17 protein-coding genes are annotated in these 19,984 nt (G+C 73.3%); 8 read left to right on the top strand and 9 right to left on the bottom strand.

Going from position 1 to position 19,984, the window contains the following annotated elements; genetic code table 11:
- Window positions 1-19 precede the first annotated feature (19 nt).
- The 4 genes from J421_RS34380 to J421_RS21495 all read right to left on the bottom strand — a co-directional run bounded on the left by J421_RS34380 (window position 20) and on the right by J421_RS21495 (window position 2,445).
- A complete protein-coding gene (locus tag J421_RS34380) occupies window positions 20-142 on the bottom strand; it encodes a hypothetical protein (protein ID WP_260525834.1) in 123 nt (40 codons plus the stop codon).
- Between the two features lie 358 nt (window positions 143-500).
- Window positions 501-1,118 carry a DUF1345 domain-containing protein gene (locus tag J421_RS21505; protein ID WP_025413241.1) on the bottom strand — a complete coding sequence of 206 codons (618 nt, stop codon included), beginning with the start codon at window positions 1,116-1,118 and terminating at the stop codon, window positions 501-503.
- 86 nt (window positions 1,119-1,204) lie between these two features.
- Window positions 1,205-1,882 carry a TlpA family protein disulfide reductase gene (locus J421_RS21500; protein WP_025413240.1) on the bottom strand — a complete coding sequence of 226 codons (678 nt, stop codon included), beginning with the start codon at window positions 1,880-1,882 and terminating at the stop codon, window positions 1,205-1,207.
- Window positions 1,879-2,445, bottom strand: coding sequence for a hypothetical protein (locus J421_RS21495; RefSeq protein ID WP_148306456.1), 567 nt, complete (start codon window positions 2,443-2,445; stop codon window positions 1,879-1,881). Before J421_RS21495 ends, J421_RS21500 begins: the two co-directional genes overlap by 4 nt.
- A gap of 411 nt (window positions 2,446-2,856) precedes the next feature.
- On the opposite strand from J421_RS21495, the gene J421_RS21490 reads away from it, so the two are divergent.
- Complete coding sequence (locus J421_RS21490; RefSeq protein WP_158508869.1) at window positions 2,857-4,914, top strand: RCC1 domain-containing protein; 2,058 nt, start codon at window positions 2,857-2,859, stop codon at window positions 4,912-4,914.
- Window positions 4,915-4,990: 76 nt separating this feature from the next.
- Here J421_RS21490 and J421_RS21485 read toward each other — a convergent pair whose 3' ends face one another.
- Window positions 4,991-5,887, bottom strand: a complete 897-nt coding sequence (locus J421_RS21485; RefSeq protein WP_025413237.1) for a hypothetical protein — start codon at window positions 5,885-5,887, stop codon at window positions 4,991-4,993.
- Between the two features lie 105 nt (window positions 5,888-5,992).
- Between J421_RS21485 and J421_RS21480 the strand changes: the two genes are divergently transcribed.
- The 6 genes from J421_RS21480 (at window position 5,993) to J421_RS21455 (ending at window position 13,735) form a co-directional block, all read left to right on the top strand.
- Window positions 5,993-7,579: a M20/M25/M40 family metallo-hydrolase gene (locus J421_RS21480; protein WP_025413236.1), complete on the top strand. Its 1,587-nt coding sequence runs from the start codon at window positions 5,993-5,995 to the stop codon at window positions 7,577-7,579.
- Window positions 7,580-7,759: 180 nt separating this feature from the next.
- Complete coding sequence (locus tag J421_RS21475; protein ID WP_025413235.1) at window positions 7,760-8,713, top strand: DMT family transporter; 954 nt, start codon at window positions 7,760-7,762, stop codon at window positions 8,711-8,713.
- A complete protein-coding gene (locus J421_RS21470) occupies window positions 8,710-9,150 on the top strand; it encodes a vitamin K epoxide reductase family protein (RefSeq protein ID WP_025413234.1) in 441 nt (146 codons plus the stop codon). Before J421_RS21475 ends, J421_RS21470 begins: the two co-directional genes overlap by 4 nt.
- Window positions 9,151-9,347: 197 nt before the next feature.
- Window positions 9,348-11,324, top strand: coding sequence for a TonB-dependent receptor family protein (locus J421_RS21465; RefSeq protein WP_025413233.1), 1,977 nt, complete (start codon window positions 9,348-9,350; stop codon window positions 11,322-11,324).
- 80 nt (window positions 11,325-11,404) lie between these two features.
- Window positions 11,405-12,013 (top strand): hypothetical protein, encoded by a 609-nt coding sequence (locus tag J421_RS21460; RefSeq protein ID WP_025413232.1) that lies wholly within the window; start codon window positions 11,405-11,407, stop codon window positions 12,011-12,013.
- A 294-nt stretch (window positions 12,014-12,307) separates the two neighbouring features.
- Window positions 12,308-13,735 (top strand): DEAD/DEAH box helicase, encoded by a 1,428-nt coding sequence (locus J421_RS21455; RefSeq protein WP_025413231.1) that lies wholly within the window; start codon window positions 12,308-12,310, stop codon window positions 13,733-13,735.
- Between the two features lie 73 nt (window positions 13,736-13,808).
- Here the strand turns inward: J421_RS21455 and J421_RS21450 are convergent, their stop codons facing one another.
- Window positions 13,809-14,786, bottom strand: a complete 978-nt coding sequence (locus tag J421_RS21450) for a ferritin-like domain-containing protein (protein WP_025413230.1) — start codon at window positions 14,784-14,786, stop codon at window positions 13,809-13,811.
- A 22-nt stretch (window positions 14,787-14,808) separates the two neighbouring features.
- Entirely contained in the window at window positions 14,809-15,570 is a 762-nt protein-coding gene (locus J421_RS21445; protein WP_201773062.1) for a ferritin-like domain-containing protein, read from the bottom strand.
- A gap of 313 nt (window positions 15,571-15,883) precedes the next feature.
- Here J421_RS21445 and J421_RS21440 point away from each other — a divergent pair, with 313 nt between their 5' ends.
- A complete protein-coding gene (locus J421_RS21440; RefSeq protein WP_158508868.1) occupies window positions 15,884-16,810 on the top strand; it encodes a GntR family transcriptional regulator in 927 nt (308 codons plus the stop codon).
- A 12-nt stretch (window positions 16,811-16,822) separates the two neighbouring features.
- Here the strand turns inward: J421_RS21440 and J421_RS21435 are convergent, their stop codons facing one another.
- Together J421_RS21435 and J421_RS21430 are read right to left on the bottom strand one after the other, a co-directional pair.
- On the bottom strand, window positions 16,823-18,199 hold the full coding sequence (locus J421_RS21435) for a protoporphyrinogen/coproporphyrinogen oxidase (RefSeq protein ID WP_025413227.1): 1,377 nt from the start codon (window positions 18,197-18,199) through the stop codon (window positions 16,823-16,825).
- Window positions 18,200-18,210: 11 nt separating this feature from the next.
- Window positions 18,211-19,980, bottom strand: a complete 1,770-nt coding sequence (locus J421_RS21430; protein WP_201773061.1) for a sugar nucleotide-binding protein — start codon at window positions 19,978-19,980, stop codon at window positions 18,211-18,213.
- Window positions 19,981-19,984 lie beyond the last annotated feature (4 nt).

The raw sequence follows: 19,984 nt of genomic DNA, 5'->3' as shown, positions 1-19,984 counted from the left end.
GAATTGACGGCGGGACGCCTCACTGCGGGACGCCTAACGGCGGGACGCCTGACGGCGGGACGCCTAACGGCGGGACGATCGACGGCGGGACGATCGACGGCGGGACGATCGACGGCAGGATGGATACGGCGGGATGATTCACCACGGGGACGGCGCGTACCTAGTCCCTAGGGGGGCCCCCCCCTTCGCCCAAGGTGCTACATGCGCTGCACGCCGCGGTACCGATCCGACGCGGACCAGATCCGCATGGAGGCATCGCGGCGCCGTCTCACGGCCCCGTCCCGGAGTAAGCCCCTCGCGTTTGGTGAGCGGAGCGCCGGATTCGCGAATCCGCTGATCCGCGATCCAAACACTGAGAAGGCTCGTCCCCGCGTCGAGCCACGCACCCGCGCGCCGCAGCACGATCCCGCATGCGACGTCCCGCGGTCGATCGTCCCGCCGTGGATCGTCCCGCAGTAGATCGTCCCGCCGTCAGGTGTGAGGCGTCCCGCCGTCGACCGTCAGAGTATGTTCACCGCCCGCGCCGCGAGCAGCGCGATCGTCGCCAGCGACATCACCGCCTGCGCCATCATCAGCACCTTCGCCCACCGCGACAGCACCGGCACGTCCGTCGGCGAGAACGCGGTGCTCGCGGTGAACGCGAGGAACAGGTAGTCGATGAACTCGGGGTGCCAGTGCGTCTCCACGTCGCAGTGCTCGCGCAGCGTCTCCACGTCGAGCGTCATCTGCGGGAAGAGGAACGCGCCGCGCGTGTGCGCCTCGCCGGCGTGGCGACGCTGGTCGCGGCTGTTCGGCCCCCCGGCGTCCAGCCGCCAGTACCAGAGCGCGAACACGAGCACCGTCGCGAACCAGAGCATCGCGGCGGCGCGTAGCAGCACGATCGGCGGCTCACGGTGCGCCGGCAGCAGCGTCACGAGGCGGCCGATCGCATAGAGCAGCGCCGCCGTCAGGACCCCGGTCACGACGTAGCCGAACGCCTCGTTCGCGGCGCGGTGCCCCGTGCGCTGCGTGACGACCGTCGGCACGAGCAGCAGCGTGACCACGACGAGCAGCAGCCACGGCGGCCCCGCGCTCATGTCGTCGGGGAGCGCGACGTAGAACAGTCCCGTCGCGAGCACCGCGATGACGACCGGCCATCGCGGCTCGCCATGCCGCGCGCGCGGCGACGCGTGGTGCGGCGGGCGCCAGACTCGGCGCGGGGTGTTCAGTCGCGCGACGCCGCGCGCGTGGAGTCGGCGCCGGCGCTCCCGGTGGACACGGCCGCGTTGGGCGATCCGTTAGGCACCGCCGACGCGAGCGCGCGGTCGATCGCGCCGCGGGCGGCGGCCGGATCGTCGTGGAGCCCGCCCGCGTGCCGCCACACGAGCCGGCCGTCGCGGCCGACGAGGAACGTCTCCGGCACGCCGACGACGCTGTACGTCTGCTGGATCCGCCCCTCGGGATCGAGCGCGATCGGCATCGTCAGCTTCTCGTGCGCGACGAACCGACGCACACGCGCCGCGTCGCCCTCGTCCACGCTCACCGCGACGACGCGCACGCCGCGCGCGCCGTAGTCGCGGTGCACGGCCTCCAGGTCGGCCATCTCCTCGCGGCACGACGTGCACCACGTGGCCCACACGTTCACGAGCGTGAGCGGACCGCCCGCGGCCACGCGCACCGTGTCGCCCGCGAGCGTCGGCGCGGCGTACGGCGGCACGCTGTCGCCCGGCGCGAGTGGTCGGAACGCGGCCGCGGACGCGGTCGCGGCCGCGGCACCCGACGTGGCAGCCGGCGCGGCGCCGGTCGACGCGCCCGCGCCGGCCGACGGCTTCGTCCCGCCGCCGCACGCGGCGAGGAGCACGAGCGAGAGGGCGCCTAACGCGACGCGCCCGCGATGGCTCACCGGCGCCGGGTCTCCAGCGCCTCGACGATCAGCGCCGCGAGCTGGCGGTCGCCGAGTCGGTGCCACGCCGGGTCGAGCACGAGTTCGAGACGATCGCGCCCCGCCGTGCACCGCACGCGCACGCGGCCCTCGTCGCCGGGCTGCGCGGCGAGCGATGGGTCGTACACGCAGTTCCACGCGACGCCCGATGCGAGGCGCACGAGCCGCCGACGCGCGACGCGCCGGTCGTTCGAGCCCGTGCCGTCGGTCGAGGGCTGCGCGGCCGCGGTGCCGCCGCGCTGGAGCTGGAGCGACGCCTGCAGCTCGTTCAGCAGCTGTTGCCGGGGCCACTCGAGCCAGTCCGCGCGCAGCACGAGCGTGGCGCGTCCCGTCCCCGTCGTGCACCGGATGCGCACCATCCCCGCCGGCACCATCGGATCCTGGGCCGCCGGGTCGTACACGAACCGCCACACGCGGCCCAACGAGTCGCGCTCGGTGCGATGACGCACCGTGCCGCTGGGCGGGGGGCCGTGGTTCGCGCCGGCATCGCCCACATCGGCGGCGCCCGCGTCTGTGCTGCTCACGTCGGCGGAGGTCACGTCGGTGGTGCTCGGATCAGGCGGGAAGGATGAGGAGCTCACCGGAAGCGTGGGTACGCGGGCGGACCGGAGCCCACCTCGCTCCGGCAAGATCGTAGCGAAAGGGCGCGGAGGCAACCATCTGATGTCGGGCTGCCGTGATGGACATCCGTCGTATCGCGCGCATGCCGAGCACGGCCGCGGGTCGAAGTACCCATGTCTCCCGACAAGCATCGGCGCACTCTCCCCGCGTCGGAGGCGTGCACGCGCCTCCCCGTCGCGGGATCGGCGCTTCACGAGCCCGACGGCGTTCGGCGCAGCGCCACAGGCGCAATACCACGCGCACACACATGCCGCGGGCCGGGCAGGTCGTCGGAGCGGACGACGCCACGGTCGCGGCATTGGAGGATAGCCCGCATGCCCGCACGTCCGTCGTTGGGCCGGACCCCGTCGCGTGCCGTGAGCGCGGTCGCGCTCACCGCCGCGCTCGCCGTCGCCGCCGCGTGCGCCGACGATCCCGTCTCCGCGGGGCCGCGCGCCACGCCGCGTCGGCTGCTCGGCGACGTGCCGCGCCCGGCGATCGTCGTGTCGCCCGACACCGCGCGCGTCGTGATCGGCCGCAGCCGACGCCTCGACGCCGTCGTGCGCGACTCCGCGGGGACTCCTGTGAATGCCCCGGCGCTCGCGTGGAGCTCGTCGGACACGACCGTCGCGCGCGTGGACTCCGCGGGTGTGGTGAGCGGCGTCGCGGTCGGGCTCGCGCGCATCACCGCGGCGCGCGGCGCCGACAGCGCGAGCGCCATCGTGACCGTGCACGACGCGTCGATCTGGTCGGTGAGCGTCGCGCCGCGCGAGATCACCATCGTCGCCGGCGACACCGTGCCGCTCGCCGCCGTCGCGCGCGACGCGCAGGATGCCGCCGTCGCGACCGACGCGGTGCGCTGGTCCGCATCGTCGCCCGACGTCGTCGACGTGGACAGCGTCAGCGGCGTCGTGAACGCGCGCACCGCGGGCGCCGGCTGGATCATCGCGTCCGTCGCCGGCACGCGTGACAGCGCCGCCGTCACCGTCGTTCCCGGCGTCGCCGCCGTGCGCGTCGTGACGTCGCTCGACACACTCGAGGCCTACGACGTGCGCGACATGCACGCGGTCTACGTCGACAGCGCGGGGCGCGTCGTCACGCACGGCGCGGCGGTCGAGAAGCGCGTGCTGCGCTGGTCGAGCTCCGACACGACCGTCGCGCGCATCGACAGCGTCACCGGCGTGCTGACCGGCATCGACCGCGGAACGGTCACCATCACCGCGCGCAGCGACACGCTCGTCGGCACCGCGACGCGTGTCGTCGTGATCCGCTATCGCTCGATCGTCGCCGGCACCGAGCACGCGTGCGACATCGCGAGCGGCGGCATCGCATGGTGCTGGGGGCTGAACGCGAAGGACGGCCGCATCGGGCTCCCCGAGCTCGGCGACGACGTGAAGAGCGCGGCGCCGGTGCGCATCCCCGGCGGTCACCGCTTCACGAAGCTCGAGGCGTACGGCCGCGTGACGTGCGGTCTCGAGGCCGACGGCAAGGCGTGGTGCTGGGGCAACAACGGCTGGGGGATGCTCGCGCGTCCGACGGGCACGTATCAGAGCGCGACGCCGCTGCTCGTGTCGGAGACGATGCGCTTCCGCGCGCTCACCGTCGGCGACGAGCACGTGTGCGGCATCGCGACGGACGACAGGACGTACTGCTGGGGCTACAACGGCTGGGGGCAGATGGGCACCGGCCGCACCGGCAGCTTCACGACGCCGACGCTCGCCGAGGGGGGCATGACGTTAGGCAGCGTGTCGGCGGGCGGCAGCTTCGTGTGCGGCCTCACGCCGAAGGGCGAAGCCTACTGCTCCGGCTACAGCGGCCAGGGCAACCTCGGCGAGGGCGGCAAGATCTCCGGCGGCAACACGTATCTCACGTCGCCGCAGCGGGTCGTCGGCGGGCTGACGTTCCGCGACATCCACGCGTCGAACCAGTACGCGTGCGCGCTCACGCCGGCCGGTGCGGCGTGGTGCTGGGGGAACAACGCCGGCGGCACGCTCGGCACCACGTCGGTGAGCCAGTCCTCGTCGCCGGTCGCGGTCGACGGCGGCCTGACGTTCCGCTCGATCGCCACCGGCTACGGCCACGCGTGCGGCGTGACGACGGACGACGCGCTGTACTGCTGGGGAAGCAACAAGGACGGCGAGCTGGGCACCGCAGCCGCGCAGAGCGGCACCCGCGCCCCGATCCGCGCCGCCGGCAAGCTCGCCGTGGCCGAGGTGAGCGCCGCGAACGTCGCCACCGGCGGCGGCGCGTTCACCTGCACCATCGCCGCCGACCGCCTCACGACGCTCTGCTGGGGGCGCAACGACAAGGGGCAGCTCGGCAACGGCACCGTGACGCCCCTCGGCCCGCCGAACGTGACGCCGAGCATCGTGGTGGGGCAGAAACCCGAGTGAGAGGGCACGAGGGCAGGAGGGCAGGAGGGCAGGAGCTGTCGCCTCTCTTGCCCTCCTGCCCTCCTGCCCTCCTGCCCTAGATCTTCCGGTCGCGGTAGAGCAGCACCCGCCGCCGCGCCGCGTCGCTCGCGCGCGCCGCACCCCAGTCGGGGGCGAGCGCCGCGGCGGTGCGCGCGGCCTCGCGCATCGTGGCGCGCCAGCCGAGTCGTGCGCGGCGCCACTCGTGGAGCTGCCAGAACGGGATCAGATCCACGAGCGCGAACACGTCGGCCGTGCGCTGCGCCGGCGCGGGCGCGGGGAGGGGGAGCGGCGTGTGCTCGCCGACGTGGCCGCAGAGCACGTGCGCGAGCCCGCGCCGCAGCGCCACGCGCCGCTGGTCGGGCGTCGCGTCGGCGGAGCAGATCGCGAGGTAGCGGCCGAACAGCGGCGGCGTCACCACGCAGTCGGTCGTCGCGCCTAACGCCGCGGCCCGCACCGCGATCGTCGAGCGCCGCAGCAGCGCGTCGAGCGCGTCGTCGTGCAGCGGCGCGAACAGGCCGTCGTAGCCGCCGCCGCCTTCGTCGATCGGGCGCTGCGCGGTCCGCACGGCGTGCGTCACCGCGTCGAGCAGCGCGTGGTCCTCGCCGGCGTCGGGCGCGTCCACGAACACGCCCCCTTCGCCCACCCACGGCAGCGCACCGCGCAGCACGCGCGCGCGCAGCTCGTGCACCTCGATCGGCAGCACGCGACCGGCCTCCGCCGCCGCGGTCTGCACCGTCGTGAGGAGCGACAGCCGCACGCGCCGTCCGAGCGCGTCGTCGGCCACCGCGGCGAGCGTGCGCTCCACCAGCTCGGCCAGCGAGCGCGGCGCCGCGTCGGGCAGCTCGGGGTCCGCCTGCGGCAGATCGGGCTCGATCTCCTCCGGCTCCGCGAATTCCGCCGTCTCGGGGTCTGCCGGATCGGCGAGGACGGTGCGCGGGCGCGAGGTCGGCATGGCTCTTCGAGGTTACCCCTGACCCGACGCGCAGTCAACGGTGTTTCTTCGGGCTGTGCGCGGCGCTTAGCTTACCCGTCGAACTTCCCACCTCGAGGCTCTCCCGTGACGACTCTCCCGACGCGCCGCGCGCTCCGCCGGCTCGCCGCGCTCCTCGCGGCCGCCGCGCTCGCGGCGCCGCGCCTCCACGCGCAGACGCTTCCCGTCGACGACCCGGTGCTGCGCCGCATCTGGGCGCTCGGCATGGACAGCTCGCGCGTCGGCGCGCTGCTGCAGGCGCTGAGCGACTCCATCGGCCCGCGGCTCACCGGCACGCCGCAGATGCGCGCCGCGAACGAGTGGGCGGTCGCGACGTACACGAAGTGGGGGATCACCGCGCGCAACGAGCAGGTGGGCACCTGGCGCGGCTGGCGGCGCGGCACGTCCAACGTCGACCTCCTCCAGCCGCGCGCGCGCACGCTCGAGGCGACGCTGCTCGCGTGGAGCGCGGGCACGAAGGGGCGCGACGTCACGGCACCGGTGGTCGTGCTGCCGCAGGTCGCCGACAGCAACGAGTTCGTGCGGTGGCTGCCGCAGGCGCGCGGCAAGTTCGTGCTCGTGTCGTTCCCGCAGCCCACCTGTCGCCCCGACGAGAACCTGCAGCGGTGGGCGACCGACTCGTCGCTCGCGCGGTTCCGTCGCCAGCGCATCGCCGACACCGCGGCGTGGAACGCGCGCGTGCGCGCCACCGGCTACTCGCTCTCGTTAGGCACCGGCTCGCTCGGCCGCCGGCTCGAGCAGGCGGGCGTGGCGGGCGTCATCGCGTCGCGCTGGTCGGAGGGGTGGGGCGTGAACAAGGTCTTCTTCGCGCGCACCGAGCTCGTGCCCTCGGTCGACGTGAGCTGCGAGGACTACGGCCTGCTGTTCCGCCTCGCGGCGAACGGCCAGGGCCCCGTGCTGCGCGTGCGCTCGGACGCCGAGATCACCGCCGACGTGCCGACGTTCAACACCGTCGCCGAGATCCGCGGCAGCGAGCGGCCGAACGAGTACGTCATGCTCTCCGCGCACTTCGACTCGTGGGACGCCGGCTCCGGCACGACCGACAACGGCACCGGCACGGCGACGATGATGGAGGCGATGCGCATCCTGAAGGCCGCGTATCCGCGCCCGAAGCGCACCATCCTCGTCGGTCACTGGGCGAGCGAGGAGCAGGGGCTCAACGGATCGCGCGCGTTCAGCGAGGACCATCCGGAGATCGTGCGTGGGCTGCAGGCGCTGTTCAACCAGGACAACGGCACCGGCCGCGTCGTGAACGTGTCGCCGGCGGGGCTCGTGAACGCCGGCGAGGCGTGGGGGCGCTGGGCGTCGCGGCTGCCGGCGGAGATCTCGCAGTACCTCACGTTCAGCTTCCCCGGCTCGCCGGCGGGCGGCGGCAGCGACAACGCGTCGTTCGCCTGCTACGGCGCGCCCGGCTTCGGCCTCGGCTCGCTGTCGTGGGACTACGGCACGTACACGTGGCACACGAACCGCGACACGTACGACAAGCTGTGGCTCGACGACGTGAAGAACAACGCGACGCTCGTCGCCATGCTCGCGTACCTCGCGTCGGAGGATTCGCAGACCGTCGCGCGCGACCAGCGCGTGATGCCGCGCGGACAGGTGTGGCCGGCGTGCGTGAAGGCGGTGCGGCGGTGGAGCGACTTCGCGCGGTGATGCGCGACGCATGACTCCACGTACGTGGCTTTCGTAGGACTGAAGGAGGACTGAAGAAGGACTGAAGAAGGACCAACAAGAGATGTCGTCCTTCTTCAGTCCTTCTTCAGTCCTCTTTCGTCCTTCAGAAACACGTGCGTGGAGTCCTGAACGGCGCTCCGAGACCCTCACCGATCCTGCATGTCACTCAGCGGCGTCGCCGCACGCCTGCGGCTGCTCGCCACCGCGCTGCTGTTCTCCACCGGCGGCGCCGGCATCAAGTGGACGATGCTCGGCGCGTGGCAGGTCTCCTGCTTCCGCTCGGGCGTCGCCGCCGTCGCCGTGTGGCTGTTCGTGCCCGCCGCGCGCCGCCGGTGGGGATGGCGCGTGCTGGTCGTCGCGCTGGCGTACGCCATGACGCTCACGCTGTTCGTCATCGCGAACAAGCTCACCACCGCGGCGAACGCGATCTTCCTGCAGTCGACGGCGCCGCTGTGGGTGCTGCTCGCGGGCCCGCTCGTGCTCCGCGAGCGGGCCACGCGCGAGGATCTCGTGTTCATGGGCGTCGTCGCGCTCGGGATGGCGCTGTTCTTCGTCGGCGCCGACCGGCCGCAGGCGACCGCGCCCGACCCCGCGCGCGGGAACGTGCTCGCCGCGATCAGCGGCGTCGGCTACGCCGGCGTCGTGCTCGGCCTGCGGTGGGTCGGGCGCGGCCGAGTACCGGCCGAATCGCTCAGCGCGACCGCTGACGAGGCGGCGACCGAGGCGCCGAGCGGCGCGAGCGACGACGCGATCACGACCGTCATCGCCGGCAACGTGCTCGCGTGCCTCGTCGCGCTGCCGATGGCGCTCCCGCTGCCGCCGGTACACGCGGCGGACGTCGTCGTGGTGCTCTACCTCGGCGCGGTGCAGATCGGGCTCGCGTACTTCCTCATGAGCACCGCGATGCCGCACGTGCCGGCGCTCGCGGCGTCGACGATCCTGCTCGTGGAGCCGGCGCTCAATCCGCTGTGGGCGTGGCTGGTGCACGGCGAGCGACCGGCACCGCTCGCTCTCGCGGGCGGCGCGACGATCATCCTCGGTGCGGCGGTGAAGTCGTGGTGGGACGGGCGGCGGCTACCGTTCGCGCAGGACGCAGGACAAGCTTCGGCATGATCTACCGCATGACGATCGCGCTCGGCAGCCTGATCTCGGGGCTCGTCGCATTGTACCTGCACCTGTGGAAGCTGGGACTCGCGGGCACGCTCGCGTGCGGCGGCGCGCACGGCTGCGAGTACGTGCAGGGAAGCCGCTACGGCTGGTTCCTCGGCGTCGACGTCGCGCTCATCGGCGCCGTCGGCTACGCGCTGCTGTTCGTCGTCGCGCTGCTCGGCACGGCGCCGCGCTGGGAGGACGAGAAGTGGCCGACGCTGGCGCTCATGGCGCTCATCTTCCCCGCGCTCGCGTTCACGGTTCGGCTGAAGTACGCGGAGTTCGTCATCCTGCACGGCTTCTGCCCGTGGTGCCTCGTCTCGGCGATCACGATCACGCTGTGCACGGTGCTCGTGTTCCTCGACTGGCGTCGCTTGCGGCGGCTGGGAGTCGTGGGATGATGCATACAGCTCACGAGGGCACGAGGGCACGAGGGCACGAGGGTGTCGGAGGGCGATGGCTCCTGCCCTCCTGCGCTCTTGCCCTCCTGCCCTCGCTGTCGGCCGCGCAGCCGCCGCGCGACACCGCTCGCGTCGACAGCGCTCGCGCCGACAGCGCGTCACGCGTCACGAGGCGCGCGGCACGCCTGCCCGCGGTCGTGACGACGGTGCTGCGCGCGCCCGTGCCGCTGGTGCGCGCGCCGTACGCCGTGTCCACCGTGGGACGCGACGCGGCGCAGACGGCACGCGCCGGGTTCGCGGTGGACGAGGCGCTGCGCGGCGTTCCCGGTGTGCAGGTCGACAATCGCTTCAACGCCGCGCTCGGCGAGCGCATCTCCATCCGCGGCTTCGGCGCGCGCACGCAGTTCGGCGTGCGCGGCGTGAAGGTGATCGTCGACGGCGTGCCGGCCACGATGCCCGACGGCCAGACGTCGCTGAACCACGTGGAGCTCGGCACGTTAGGCGGGGCCGAGGTCGAGCGGGGACCGGCGTCGGCGCTGTACGGCAACGCGGCGGGCGGCGTCGTGCTGCTCGAGAGCGCGCCGCCGCCCGACTCCACGCTCGCCGCGAGCGTGCGCGCGCTCGGCGGCGCCGACGGGCTGTCGCGGCTCCAGGCCACGGTCGGCGGGCAGGACGGCGGCGTCGGCTGGTCGTTAGGCGCGAGCCGCCTCGCGTACGACGGCTTCCGCCAGTGGAGCGACCAGCGGTCCACGCGCGTCACGGGGCGCGCGGACGCCGGGAACGCGGCGAGCGGGTGGGGCGCGCTGCGCGCGAGCGGCGCGTGGGTCGACTACGACGCGCACAACCCGGGCGCGCTCTCCGACTCGCTGCTCGGCGTCGACCCGGCGCGCGCGTTCGCGAACAACGTGCGGCAGCAGACCGGCGAGGCGGGGAAGCACGGCCAGCTCGGACTCGGCTGGCGGCGCGACGTCGGCGTCGGCGCGATCGACGCGTCCGCGTGGGGACTGCGCCGCCGGCTCAGCAACCCGATCCCCGTGAGCATCGTCGCGCTCGACCGCCGCGCCGGCGGCGCGCGCGCGGCGTGGACCGCATCCGATACGTGGCGGCCCGAGGTCGGCGGACGCGTCACGTTAGGCGGCGAGCTGCAACGCCAGCGCGACGACCGGCAGAACTTCGGCAACGCCTCCGGCGTGCGCGGCGCGCGCACGCTCGACCAGCTCGAGCACGTGACGAGCGGCGCGCTGTTCGCGCAGGCCGACGCGACGCTCGGTCCGCGCGTCGTCGCGCTCGCCGGGCTGCGGCACGACCGCGTGCGCTTCGCGGCGGACGACCGCCTCGTGAGCGCGACGAACCCCGACGACTCCGGCGCGCGCACGCTCTCCGCCACCACGCCGTCGCTGGGCGTGAGCGTGGAGATCGCGCGCGCGGCCAGCGTGTACGCGAACGCCAGCACGTCGTTCGAGACACCGACCACGACCGAGCTCGCGAACCGCCCGACCGGCGCGGGGGGCTTCAATCCCGACCTCCACCCGCAGCGCGCGCGCTCGCTCGAGGCGGGGCTCAAGGGCGCCGCGGTGGTCGGCGATCGCGTCGCCGCGTCGTGGCAGCTCGCCGCCTATCACACCATCGTGCGCGACGCGCTCGTGCCGTTCGAGGTCCCCGGCGCCGCGGGGCGGCAGTTCTTCCGCAACGCCGGACGCGCGCGCCACCGCGGCGTCGAGGCCGCGGCGCAGGCCGTCGTCGGCGACGCGCTCACGCTGCGCGCCGCGTACACCGTGGTCGACGCGCGCTTCCAGCAGTACACGGTGCGCGACACGTCGTACGCGGGGCTCCGCATCCCCGGCGTCTCGCCGCGGCGGTTCGACTTCTCGGCGCTCCTGCGCGCGGCGCACCGCGGGCTCGTCGCCGTGGATCTGCGCGCGCAGGACCGCATGCCGGCGAACGACGTGAACCGCGCGTGGGCCGCCGGCTACGCGCTCGTCGACGCGCGCGCGCTGACCGACGCGCTCTCGATGCGCGGCGTGTCGATCGCGCCGTTCGTCGGCGTGACCAACGCGCTGGATGCGCGCTACGTCACCGCGGTGACGGTGAACGCCGCGGGCGCGCGCTACTTCGAGCCGGGCGCGCGCCGCGCGTTCTACCTCGGCACCGACGTCGCGTTCGGGCGGCGCTGAGCGGAGACAGGACGGACGTTGCGCGTCGAAACGAAAGCCACGTATCGGCCATGAGCGTTAGGCACGCCGGCGCTCGTGTCGTGACCATCGTCGGCGCGGGCGGCGCGAACCTGAAGAGCACCGTCGCCGCGAACCTCGCCGCGGCACTCGCCGCGCTCGACGTGCCCGTCGCCCTCGCCGACGCCGACGGCGCCTCGTCGCGGGCGCTGGCCGAGCCGCTGCCGTGGGCGCCGCGCGCCGTGCGCCTCGTCGCCGCCGACACGCTGCACGCTGCGCCCGGCGAGATCCTCGTCGTCGACCCGCCGGCGCGACTCGGTCCGTCGACGACCGCGGCGGTGCGCGCCGCGGACCTCGTGCTCGTCCCCGTGGATGCGACGCCGCTCTCGCTCCGGGTGCTGCGCGACGTCGCCGCGCTCGTCGACGACGCGTCGCCGGCACCCCGTCTCCGCGCCGCGCTCGCCCGCCTCGTGCCGCGCGAGGCGGACCGGTGGGGGCTCGTCGAGAAGGTCGACGCGGTCGCGCCCGGCGCGCTGCTCCACGCCACGCTGCCGATGGCCCGATCGGTCCGGGTCGGGACCGGCGCCCCGCTCGCGCGCCCGGCGATGCTGTTCGCCCCGGGCACGTCCGCGGCCCGCGCCTACGCGGCGCTCGCCCGCGAGCTGCTGGACGTGCTCAGCAGTTCCCCATGAAGTACAGGGTGATGGCGAGCTGGATCGTGGCCATCACGATGCCGAACACGAGCGGGTGACAGCCGCGGGGCACCGGCCGTTCGGCCGGCGGCCGGGGCGCGGGGGGCGGCGATGGGGGCGGAGGCGGGGACGGGTCGGCCACGCGGTCAGTTCGGCACGTATTCGGGGTGTGTCAGGGGTGCAACGGTTGTCTCTGGTGCGGTAACATTAGTTCACGGTGCGCGCGCCGTTGGCCGAGGGCCTCTGACCCTGCCAGCGGCGCGTTGCCGTGTGTCGTCCCCTCCGTCCCAGTCGATGTCGTTCTCGTCTTTCGAGCTTCACCCCTCGCTGCTCCGCGGCGTGCAGTCGATGGGCTTCGCCGCCCCGACCCCCATCCAGCAGCAGTCGGTCCCGCCGGCCATCGCCGGACGCGACCTCCTGGCCTGCGCGATGACGGGCAGCGGCAAGACCGCCGCCTTCCTCCTCCCGATCGTCCAGCGGCTGATCGACCGGCCGCGCGGCACCACCCGCGCGCTCATCCTCACGCCGACGCGTGAGCTGGCCGCCCAGATCGAGGAGCACCTGCGCGCGCTGGCCGCCCACACCAAGGTGACGGGCGCGGCCGTGTTCGGTGGCGTCGGCATGGGGCCGCAGGAGGCCGCGTTCCGCCGCGGCGTCGACATCCTCGTCGCCACGCCGGGCCGGCTGCTCGACCACCTGCGCATGCCGTACGCGCGGCTGGACGGGATCGAGATGCTCGTCCTCGACGAGGCCGACCGCATGCTCGACATGGGCTTCCTGCCGGACATCAAGCGCGTGCTCGCGCACCTGCCGGCGAAGAAGCAGACGATGCTGTTCTCCGCCACCATGCCCGAGCCGATCGCGCGCCTGTCGCGCGACCTGCTGCACGACCCGGTGGCGATCAACCAGGAGCGGAAGGCGGCCCCGGCCACCGGCGTGGAGCAGATGCTCTACCCGGTCTCCGAGGCGCTGAAGGCGCAGCTCTTCCTCGAGCTGATCCGCCGCGGCGAAGTGAAGGACGTCATCGTCTTCACGCGCACGAAGCACCGCTCCAACCGGCTGTTCGAGTTCCTCACGCGCCACGGCGTGTCGTGCGAGCGCATCCACGGCAACCGCTCGCAGGCGCAGCGCACCCAGGCGCTCGACGGCTTCAAGAACGGCCGCGTGCAGGTGCTCGTCGCGACCGATATCGTCGCCCGCGGCATCGACGTCGAGGAGCTGAGCCACGTCGTGAACTTCGACGTGCCGCATCTGCCGGAGGACTACATCCACCGCGTGGGCCGCACCGCGCGCGCCGAGGCGACCGGCGACGCGATCACGTTCGTCTCGCCGGAGGAGGAGAACGACCTTCGCGCGATCGAGCGGGCGATCGGCAAGCGCATCGCGCGCCGCACGCTCACCGGCTTCGACTACCAGGCGCGGCCGACCGAGCGGTTCGAGATCCCGATCGCCGAGCGCATCGCCGACATCCGCAAGCGCAAGGCGGAGGAGCGCCAGCGCGCGCGCGAGAAGGCCGAGCGCAAGGCGCAGCGCGCGACCGACGAGGAGGCGCGCCGGGCCGAGAAGGCGCAACCGCGCGGCGGCCGCGGGCAGAACGGCGCGTCGAGCGGCGCGAGCGCCTACGCCGCGCCGTCGGGCAGCGGCGCCGCCCTCGCCACCCCGCGCCGCCGTCGTCGCGGCGGACGCGGTGGGCAGCGGCCTAACGGAAACGGCAATTCGTGATGCGCATCGCGTAGCGGCGCCCTGTCCACTCGGAACGGGGCGCCGCTACGCGATACGCCTCACGTAATTGGCGTCAGGCCACGTCGGGCACGACGAACGGCTGCACGATGTTGATGACCTGGGCGCGCGTGAGCGGCTCGTCGAAGGCCGCCGAGACGTCGGGGCCGCGCACCAGGTTCGGCAGCCGGGTCGCGTCGATGGAGACGTCGGCGGTGCCGTTGTTCACGACGTGCGTCTGGTTCCCCTCGCCCTGATACGGGAAGTAGACGCCGAGCTGCACGGCTTGCGGGAGCGACGACGCGTTAGGCACGCCCGAGCCTAACGTTCCCTCGCCCTGGATGGTGCCGTTGTAGCGGATCTCCGCCGGCGCTCCGGCGGCTCGGCGCAGCCGGCGGATCTTCGCCGCGTGGCGTGCCTCCACCGAGTGGATCTGCAGCGCCGCCTGCAGCGTGTCGCCGGCGCGCAGCAGGTTCCCCGCCTGCCCCTTGTACGCGCGCACGCCGGTGTCCTCGAACAGCTGGCTCGCGATGAGCAGCAGGCCCTTGTCGGTCGTCGCCCCGCTGAACGGGCCGGTGCCGCTCCCGCGGCCGCCGGTGAAATCGAACGTCAACGCGGGATTGTAGATCGTCGGCGTGCCGCCGGCCGCGGCGATCGCGCGGATGAGGAACTGCACGTGCGCCATCTCGTGATCGCGGATGAGCGACAGCGTCGCCATCTCGGTCGGCGTGAGCTGCGTGCGCACGCGCTGGAACGCGAGGTTGAACGGCACGAACTGGCTCGTGCCCGTGACGGCCCGGTAGAACTCCGCCTCGAGGTTCTCCAGCAGCAGCGCGAACTGCAGCGTGTCGATGATCGTGCTCGTCGGCGCCTGCCCGTACGCCTCCTGCGACAGCGCCGCGAGCGCGACGGGGAGCGATCCGATCGCCAGGCCGGCGGCGAGCATGCCACCGACCTTGCCGCTCCGCACGATCGCGTCGCGGCGGCTGACGAGGGTCTCGACGACGTCGGATTCGATCGCGTCGAGGATGGGTGCGTCCTGCATGTCCTGCATGGTTGCGTCTCCTCGAAGCGGGTCAGCTCGGCTGCGTGCCGATGGTGATCGTGTCCTGGATGAGCGGCGCCGCGTTCGACAGCACCGATACCGGCGGCAGCGCGACGTCGCGCCCGCTCGCCGGGTCGGCACCCCACGCCGAGAGCGATGCGAGATCGGCGAACGCCGTCCCGGTGGTGTCGAGCGTGTCGCGGATGGATGCCGCGTGACGCGCTTCGACGGACACGATCTTCCCCGCCATGAGGAGGTTGTTCGCGTTGCGGATGTAGCGCCCCGCGCCGTTGTACGCCGCGACGCCGAGGTCCTCGAACGTGCGCGCCGTCGTCAGCACGCTCGTGCGGTCGGCGAAGTTCACCGCGCTGAAGTTCGGCGTGAGCGTCGGGAGCGCGGCGGAGCCGAGCGCGGCGCGCAGCAGCTCGCGGTGCGCGACCTCGTCGCGCCAGATGTCGGAGAGCATCTCCCGCTCCGCCGCGTTCGCGAACGTCGACCCGAACGGCGACGTGGTGACGAGCTGCGTGTAGAACGCGGCCTCGAGCTGCTCCAGCGCGAACGCGTAGTTGAAGATGCCGACGTCGGTGCCGAGATCGAGCGTGATCGTGCCGACCGCCGCGGCGGTGAGGTCGCGCGCCGCGCCCGCCGGCGCGAGCCCCGTCGACGCGCTCTCGTCGCGGCACGCCGCGAACACGGTGGGCAGCAGCGCGACCGTGCCGCCCATCGCGAGCGCCCGCAGAAATCCGCGTCGGCTCGCCGGCTGCCAGAGCTCGTCCGCGCGGCGGACGACCACACGTTCCTCGTCGTATCCCATACCCCACCCCTCCCATGCCCGATGTACGACGCAGAAGCGCCGCGAGCGTCGTCGTGCGACGACGTCACGGTGTGCGGTATCTCCGCCGGCTGCTGCGTCGATCAGCGCCGGCTGCGGCGTGACGGGCGTCACATCGGGCGAGTATCGTGCCCGCCGCCCGCGAACGGGGCGAGCATCCTGCATCAACCTCGGTGCACCAGCATCCGTAGAATCGCGGATCTGGGACACGCGATTGTGTTCGGCAGCGTACCGACTCTTTCCCGCAACTGTTGCGGCGACGAGAGTTATGCCCATGGCAAGCACGCCCCGACGTCGCCGCATGGAGATCGCGGAGGTCATGCGCCGACGCGTGCTGAGTGGCGTCGCGTCGGGCTCCCTGCGTCGCAACGATCGCCTGCCGAGCGCGCGCGAGCTGGCCGGTGAGTTCGACGTGGATCCGCGGCTGGTGCTGTCGTCCTACCGCGTGCTGGCCCGCGAGGGGCTCGTCGACATCCGGCGCCGCTCGGGCATCTACGTCGCCGGCACGCCGCCGGTCCCGGGCGGTCCACCGGTGGTCGCCGACGGCTGGGTGGCCGACGTGCTGTTCGCCGGCATCGAGCGCGGCCTGTCCGCGCCCCGCCTCGGCGACTGGCTGCGCCGCTGCGTCACGACGCGCCGGCTCCGCGCGGCCGTCGTCGCGCTCTCGGCCGACCAGCTCGAGGGGCTGTGCGGCGAGCTGCGCGAGCTCTACGGGGTGGACGCGGTACCGTTCGCGCCGGCGGTGCTCGACGGGTCCTCGGTGCCGACCGAGCTCGCGGCCGCCGACTTCGTCGTCACCGAGTCCGCCTATGCCGACGCCCTGCGCGCGCGCATGACGCCGCTCGGCAAGCGCGTGCTCGTGGCGACCATCCGCGCCGATCTGGACACGCACTGGCAGCTTCTGCGGCAGGAGCATCCCGTGTACGTCGTGGTCACCGATCCGCGCACCGAGGCGCTGCTGTCGCAGGCCGCCGGCGTGCACGCGGACCGCGTGAAGGCGGTGGTGATCGGCCGCGACGAGGTCTCGCACGTCCCCGCCGACGCGCCCGTCTACGTCACGCGCAGCGCCCGCCAGCGCCTCGCGAGCACGCCGATCCCGGGCAAGCCGATCCCCGCCGCCCGCGCGTTCGACGCCGCGTCGTCGCTCGAGATCCTGCGCCTGATCGTCAGCGCGAACCTGAAGGCGATGCGCACGCCGTAGCGGCGCACACCGTCAGCATCCTCGCTTGGCGAGATACGTCAGCTCGTCCTCCACCGCGCCTAACAGCGCGCGGTTCACCCACTCGACGCCCTGCGCCACCGAGTGGTCCATGTTGCCGACCTCGTAGCGCCACGCGCCGAAGCGGCCGCGGGAGAAGATGCCCTGCGACTCGAGCCACGGCTGGATGACGCGCAGCGCGGCGTCGCGCTCGAGGCTCGGCGTCGGGTACGTGTAGTCGCGCTCGATGACGTACGTGTCGACGATCTTCGGCACGTCCGACTCGTCCAGCAGCCGCGTGGCGAGCATGCCCTCGATCGTCTGGTCGACGATCGTGTCGCGGTTCTCGGGCTTGAACTCCGAGTGCGAGATCTCGGCGAGCAGCGAGTGCTGGCGCGTGTGGTCGGGCACGACCTCGGGCGAGTAGTTCGAGAGATACGTCACGCGGTAGAACGGCGCGTCGCTCTCCGGGAAGTACATCCAGCACTTGCTCGTCCCCGCGGGCCGGTCCACGCCGACGCCGACGATGAACGACCCCGAGTGGCGCAGGCACCCCGCCGCGTCGCGCACCTGGTCCGGTGCGCCCTCGGTGATCGCGACCAGCTTGTCGAGCGGCATCGTGGACAGCAGCTGGTCGTACGGCTCGCGCGTGCCGTCGGCGAGGATGACTTCCTTGCGCGCCGCGTCGATGCCGACCGTGCGCGTGTTCAGCGACAGGTGCTCGCTCACGTACGGCACGATGCGCTCGAACAGCCCACCGGTGCCGCCGTAGCGCGGATACTTGAACGTGTTGTTCGGCCCCCAGCCCGCATCGTCCTTGTCGAGGACGACGTTGCCGAGCACCCGCTCGATGGGCGGCGTGGAGACGCGCTCGCCGATCCACTCCTTGTTCATCATGCGCGGCGGGTGCGCCCACACCTTGAAGTTGTACGGCATCATGAAGTACTTCGCGATGCCGGCGCCGAACTGCTTGTGGATCAGCTGGTCGAAGTTCTCGATCCGCGCCAGGTCGATCGGCGTGCGCTGCGCCTCGATGAGGCCGAGCAGGCACTCGAGCACCATCTCCTTCGGCAGGTGGCGGATGTTGTTCTGGAACGGGTACGGCAGGAACCGCCCGCACATCCACACCCACGCCTCGCGCACGAGCTCCTGATACTCGTCGCCCATCAGCGTGTCGAACAGCCGATCGAAGTATGGGTAGTGCGAGAACAGGACGTGGCCGCCGATGTCGTACGTGAAGCCGTTGGGGCTCGTCTCGCTCGAGGCCAGGCCGCCCACCTTGTGACGCGCCTCGAGCAGCCGGAAGTTGCGGTGCCCCAGCTCCTGCAGGCGGTAGGCGGCGCCGAGCCCCGTGGGGCCCGCGCCGACGATGACGATCTTCTGGTCCGACACTGAACGGGCTCCTAACGCTGTAGCGAGAGAGTGGGGACGAGCGGGCGCGCGGGCTCGGTGTGCCCGGCCCACGCGTGGGTGCCGCGCAGTCGGCGGCGCGTGTCGACGTAGGCGCGCACCGCGCGGTCCACGTCGCCGAGTATCGTGCCGCGCTCGCTCGCCAGCGGCGAGAAGCGCGGGCGCGGCGCCGTGAGCCCCGCCGCGTCGAGCGGCACGGGGACCAGCGTCGCCGTGGACAGACCGGCGTGGTGCGCCGCCGCGCGCGCGAGCTCGTACCACGTGAGCGCGCCCGCGTTCGCGACGTGCCACACGCCGCGCTCGCCGTCGATGAGCAGGTCGAGCGCCGCATCGACGAGGGCCGGCCGATACGTCGGCGACACGACGACGTCGGACAGCGCGGCGAACGGCGCGTCCGCGGCGAGTGCGCGCAGCGCGAGCGTGATGAAGTCGCGATCGCTCGACGGGCCGAAGCACGCGCTCGTACGCACGACGAGCGCCGCGGGATGCGCGTCGAGCACCGCGCGCTCGCCCGCCGCGTGCGAGCTGCCTAACGCGCCGAGCGGCGCCGTCGCGTCGGCCTCGACGTACGGGCGATCGAGCGCGCCGTCGAACACGAGGTCGGACGAGAACGTGACGAGCGCGATGCCGCGCTGCGCGCACGCGCGGGCGAGCGCCGCGGGCGCGCAGACGTTCTCGCGCCAGCAGGCGTCGCGCTCGCGCTCCGCGTCGTCGATCCTCGCGTACCCCGCCGCGTTCACGACGGCCCATGGCCGCACGGCGTCGAGCACCGCCACGAGCGCGGCCTCGTCGAGCAGGTCGAGCTCGGGGCGCGACGCGGCGTGATAGGCGAGGCCGCGCTCCTCGCACGCGCGCACCACCGCGTGCCCGAGCGTGCCGCGCGCGCCGGTGACGAGCACTCGGCGCGGGGCTGCGTGGCGCGCGGGCCGCAGCGGCGTCTCGTCGCGCCGCCGGTCGATGCGGCCCGCCGGCCAGTACATCAGCCGCTGCGGCGACTCCCACCATCCCGGGCCGTCGAGCGCCGGGTGGTCGCACGCGCCACGCGTGGCGAGGTCGCGCATCATCCCCGCGAGCGCGGTGGCGCGCGGCGCCGGCGCGCGCACGTCGAACGCGCCCGGCTCGTAGTGTCCGTCGTCGCGCGTGAGCAGGCTCGCCCAGTCGAACGCGCCGAACGTCGACCACGCCGTCACCGCGCGCAGATCGACGCCGTCGGCGCGCAGGTCCTGCGCGGCGGCCCAGACCGCGGCGAGCCAGCGCATCTGCTGCTCGCGTGTGCAGCCGAGGTGGCACTCCGTCACCGCCATCGGCCGGCCGTAGCGGTCCCACGCCTCGCGCAGCACGCGCGCCGGCCCGTCGGGTCCCGCCGCGAGCACGCGCACCGCCTCGACGTCGGCGTAGCGGTGCCGCCGGTTGCCGCCGTGCGTCGACGCCGGGTAACGCGCGAGGCGGCGGTCGAGGAACCGCTCGCTCGTGAGGTAGTGGTTGATGCCTAACAGATCCGGTGGGCACGGATCCTCGACGAAGCTCGCGAGCTCCGACTCGCGCACGGCGCAGCCGCGGTGCAGGTGGCGCCACATGCGCGCCTCCGGCCCGAGCCGCCCCGTGAGCAGGTCGAACGTGAGCCACCGCCGCTCGTTCTCGAACCGCGCCTGGTAGGCGAGCGTCCGTACCGCGTGCGTCTTGCCGAGATCCTCGGTCTGCACGAGCCGCGCGCCGGGGACGAGCTCGCGGATCGCGCGCATCGCCGCGCGGACGCCGTGCATCTGG

This window comes from Gemmatirosa kalamazoonensis (assembly GCF_000522985.1).
GTDB lineage: Bacteria > Gemmatimonadota > Gemmatimonadetes > Gemmatimonadales > Gemmatimonadaceae > Gemmatirosa > Gemmatirosa kalamazoonensis.
This window is presented reverse-complemented; position numbering and strand designations above follow the sequence as displayed.

Excerpts from the sequence above, each read along its gene's own strand:
- J421_RS21475 (WP_025413235.1), top strand. The coding sequence starts at position 7,760 with ATGTCACTCAGCGGCGTCGCCGCACGCCTGCGGCTGCTCGCCACCGCG.
- J421_RS21450 (WP_025413230.1), bottom strand. The coding sequence starts at position 14,786 with ATGCAGGACATGCAGGACGCACCCATCCTCGACGCGATCGAATCCGAC.
- J421_RS21490 (WP_158508869.1), top strand. The coding sequence starts at position 2,857 with ATGCCCGCACGTCCGTCGTTGGGCCGGACCCCGTCGCGTGCCGTGAGC.
- J421_RS21430 (WP_201773061.1), bottom strand. The coding sequence starts at position 19,980 with ATGCACGGCGTCCGCGCGGCGATGCGCGCGATCCGCGAGCTCGTCCCC.
- J421_RS21470 (WP_025413234.1), top strand. The coding sequence starts at position 8,710 with ATGATCTACCGCATGACGATCGCGCTCGGCAGCCTGATCTCGGGGCTC.
- J421_RS21455 (WP_025413231.1), top strand. The coding sequence starts at position 12,308 with ATGTCGTTCTCGTCTTTCGAGCTTCACCCCTCGCTGCTCCGCGGCGTG.
- J421_RS21485 (WP_025413237.1), bottom strand. The coding sequence starts at position 5,887 with ATGCCGACCTCGCGCCCGCGCACCGTCCTCGCCGATCCGGCAGACCCC.
- J421_RS21440 (WP_158508868.1), top strand. The coding sequence starts at position 15,884 with ATGGCAAGCACGCCCCGACGTCGCCGCATGGAGATCGCGGAGGTCATG.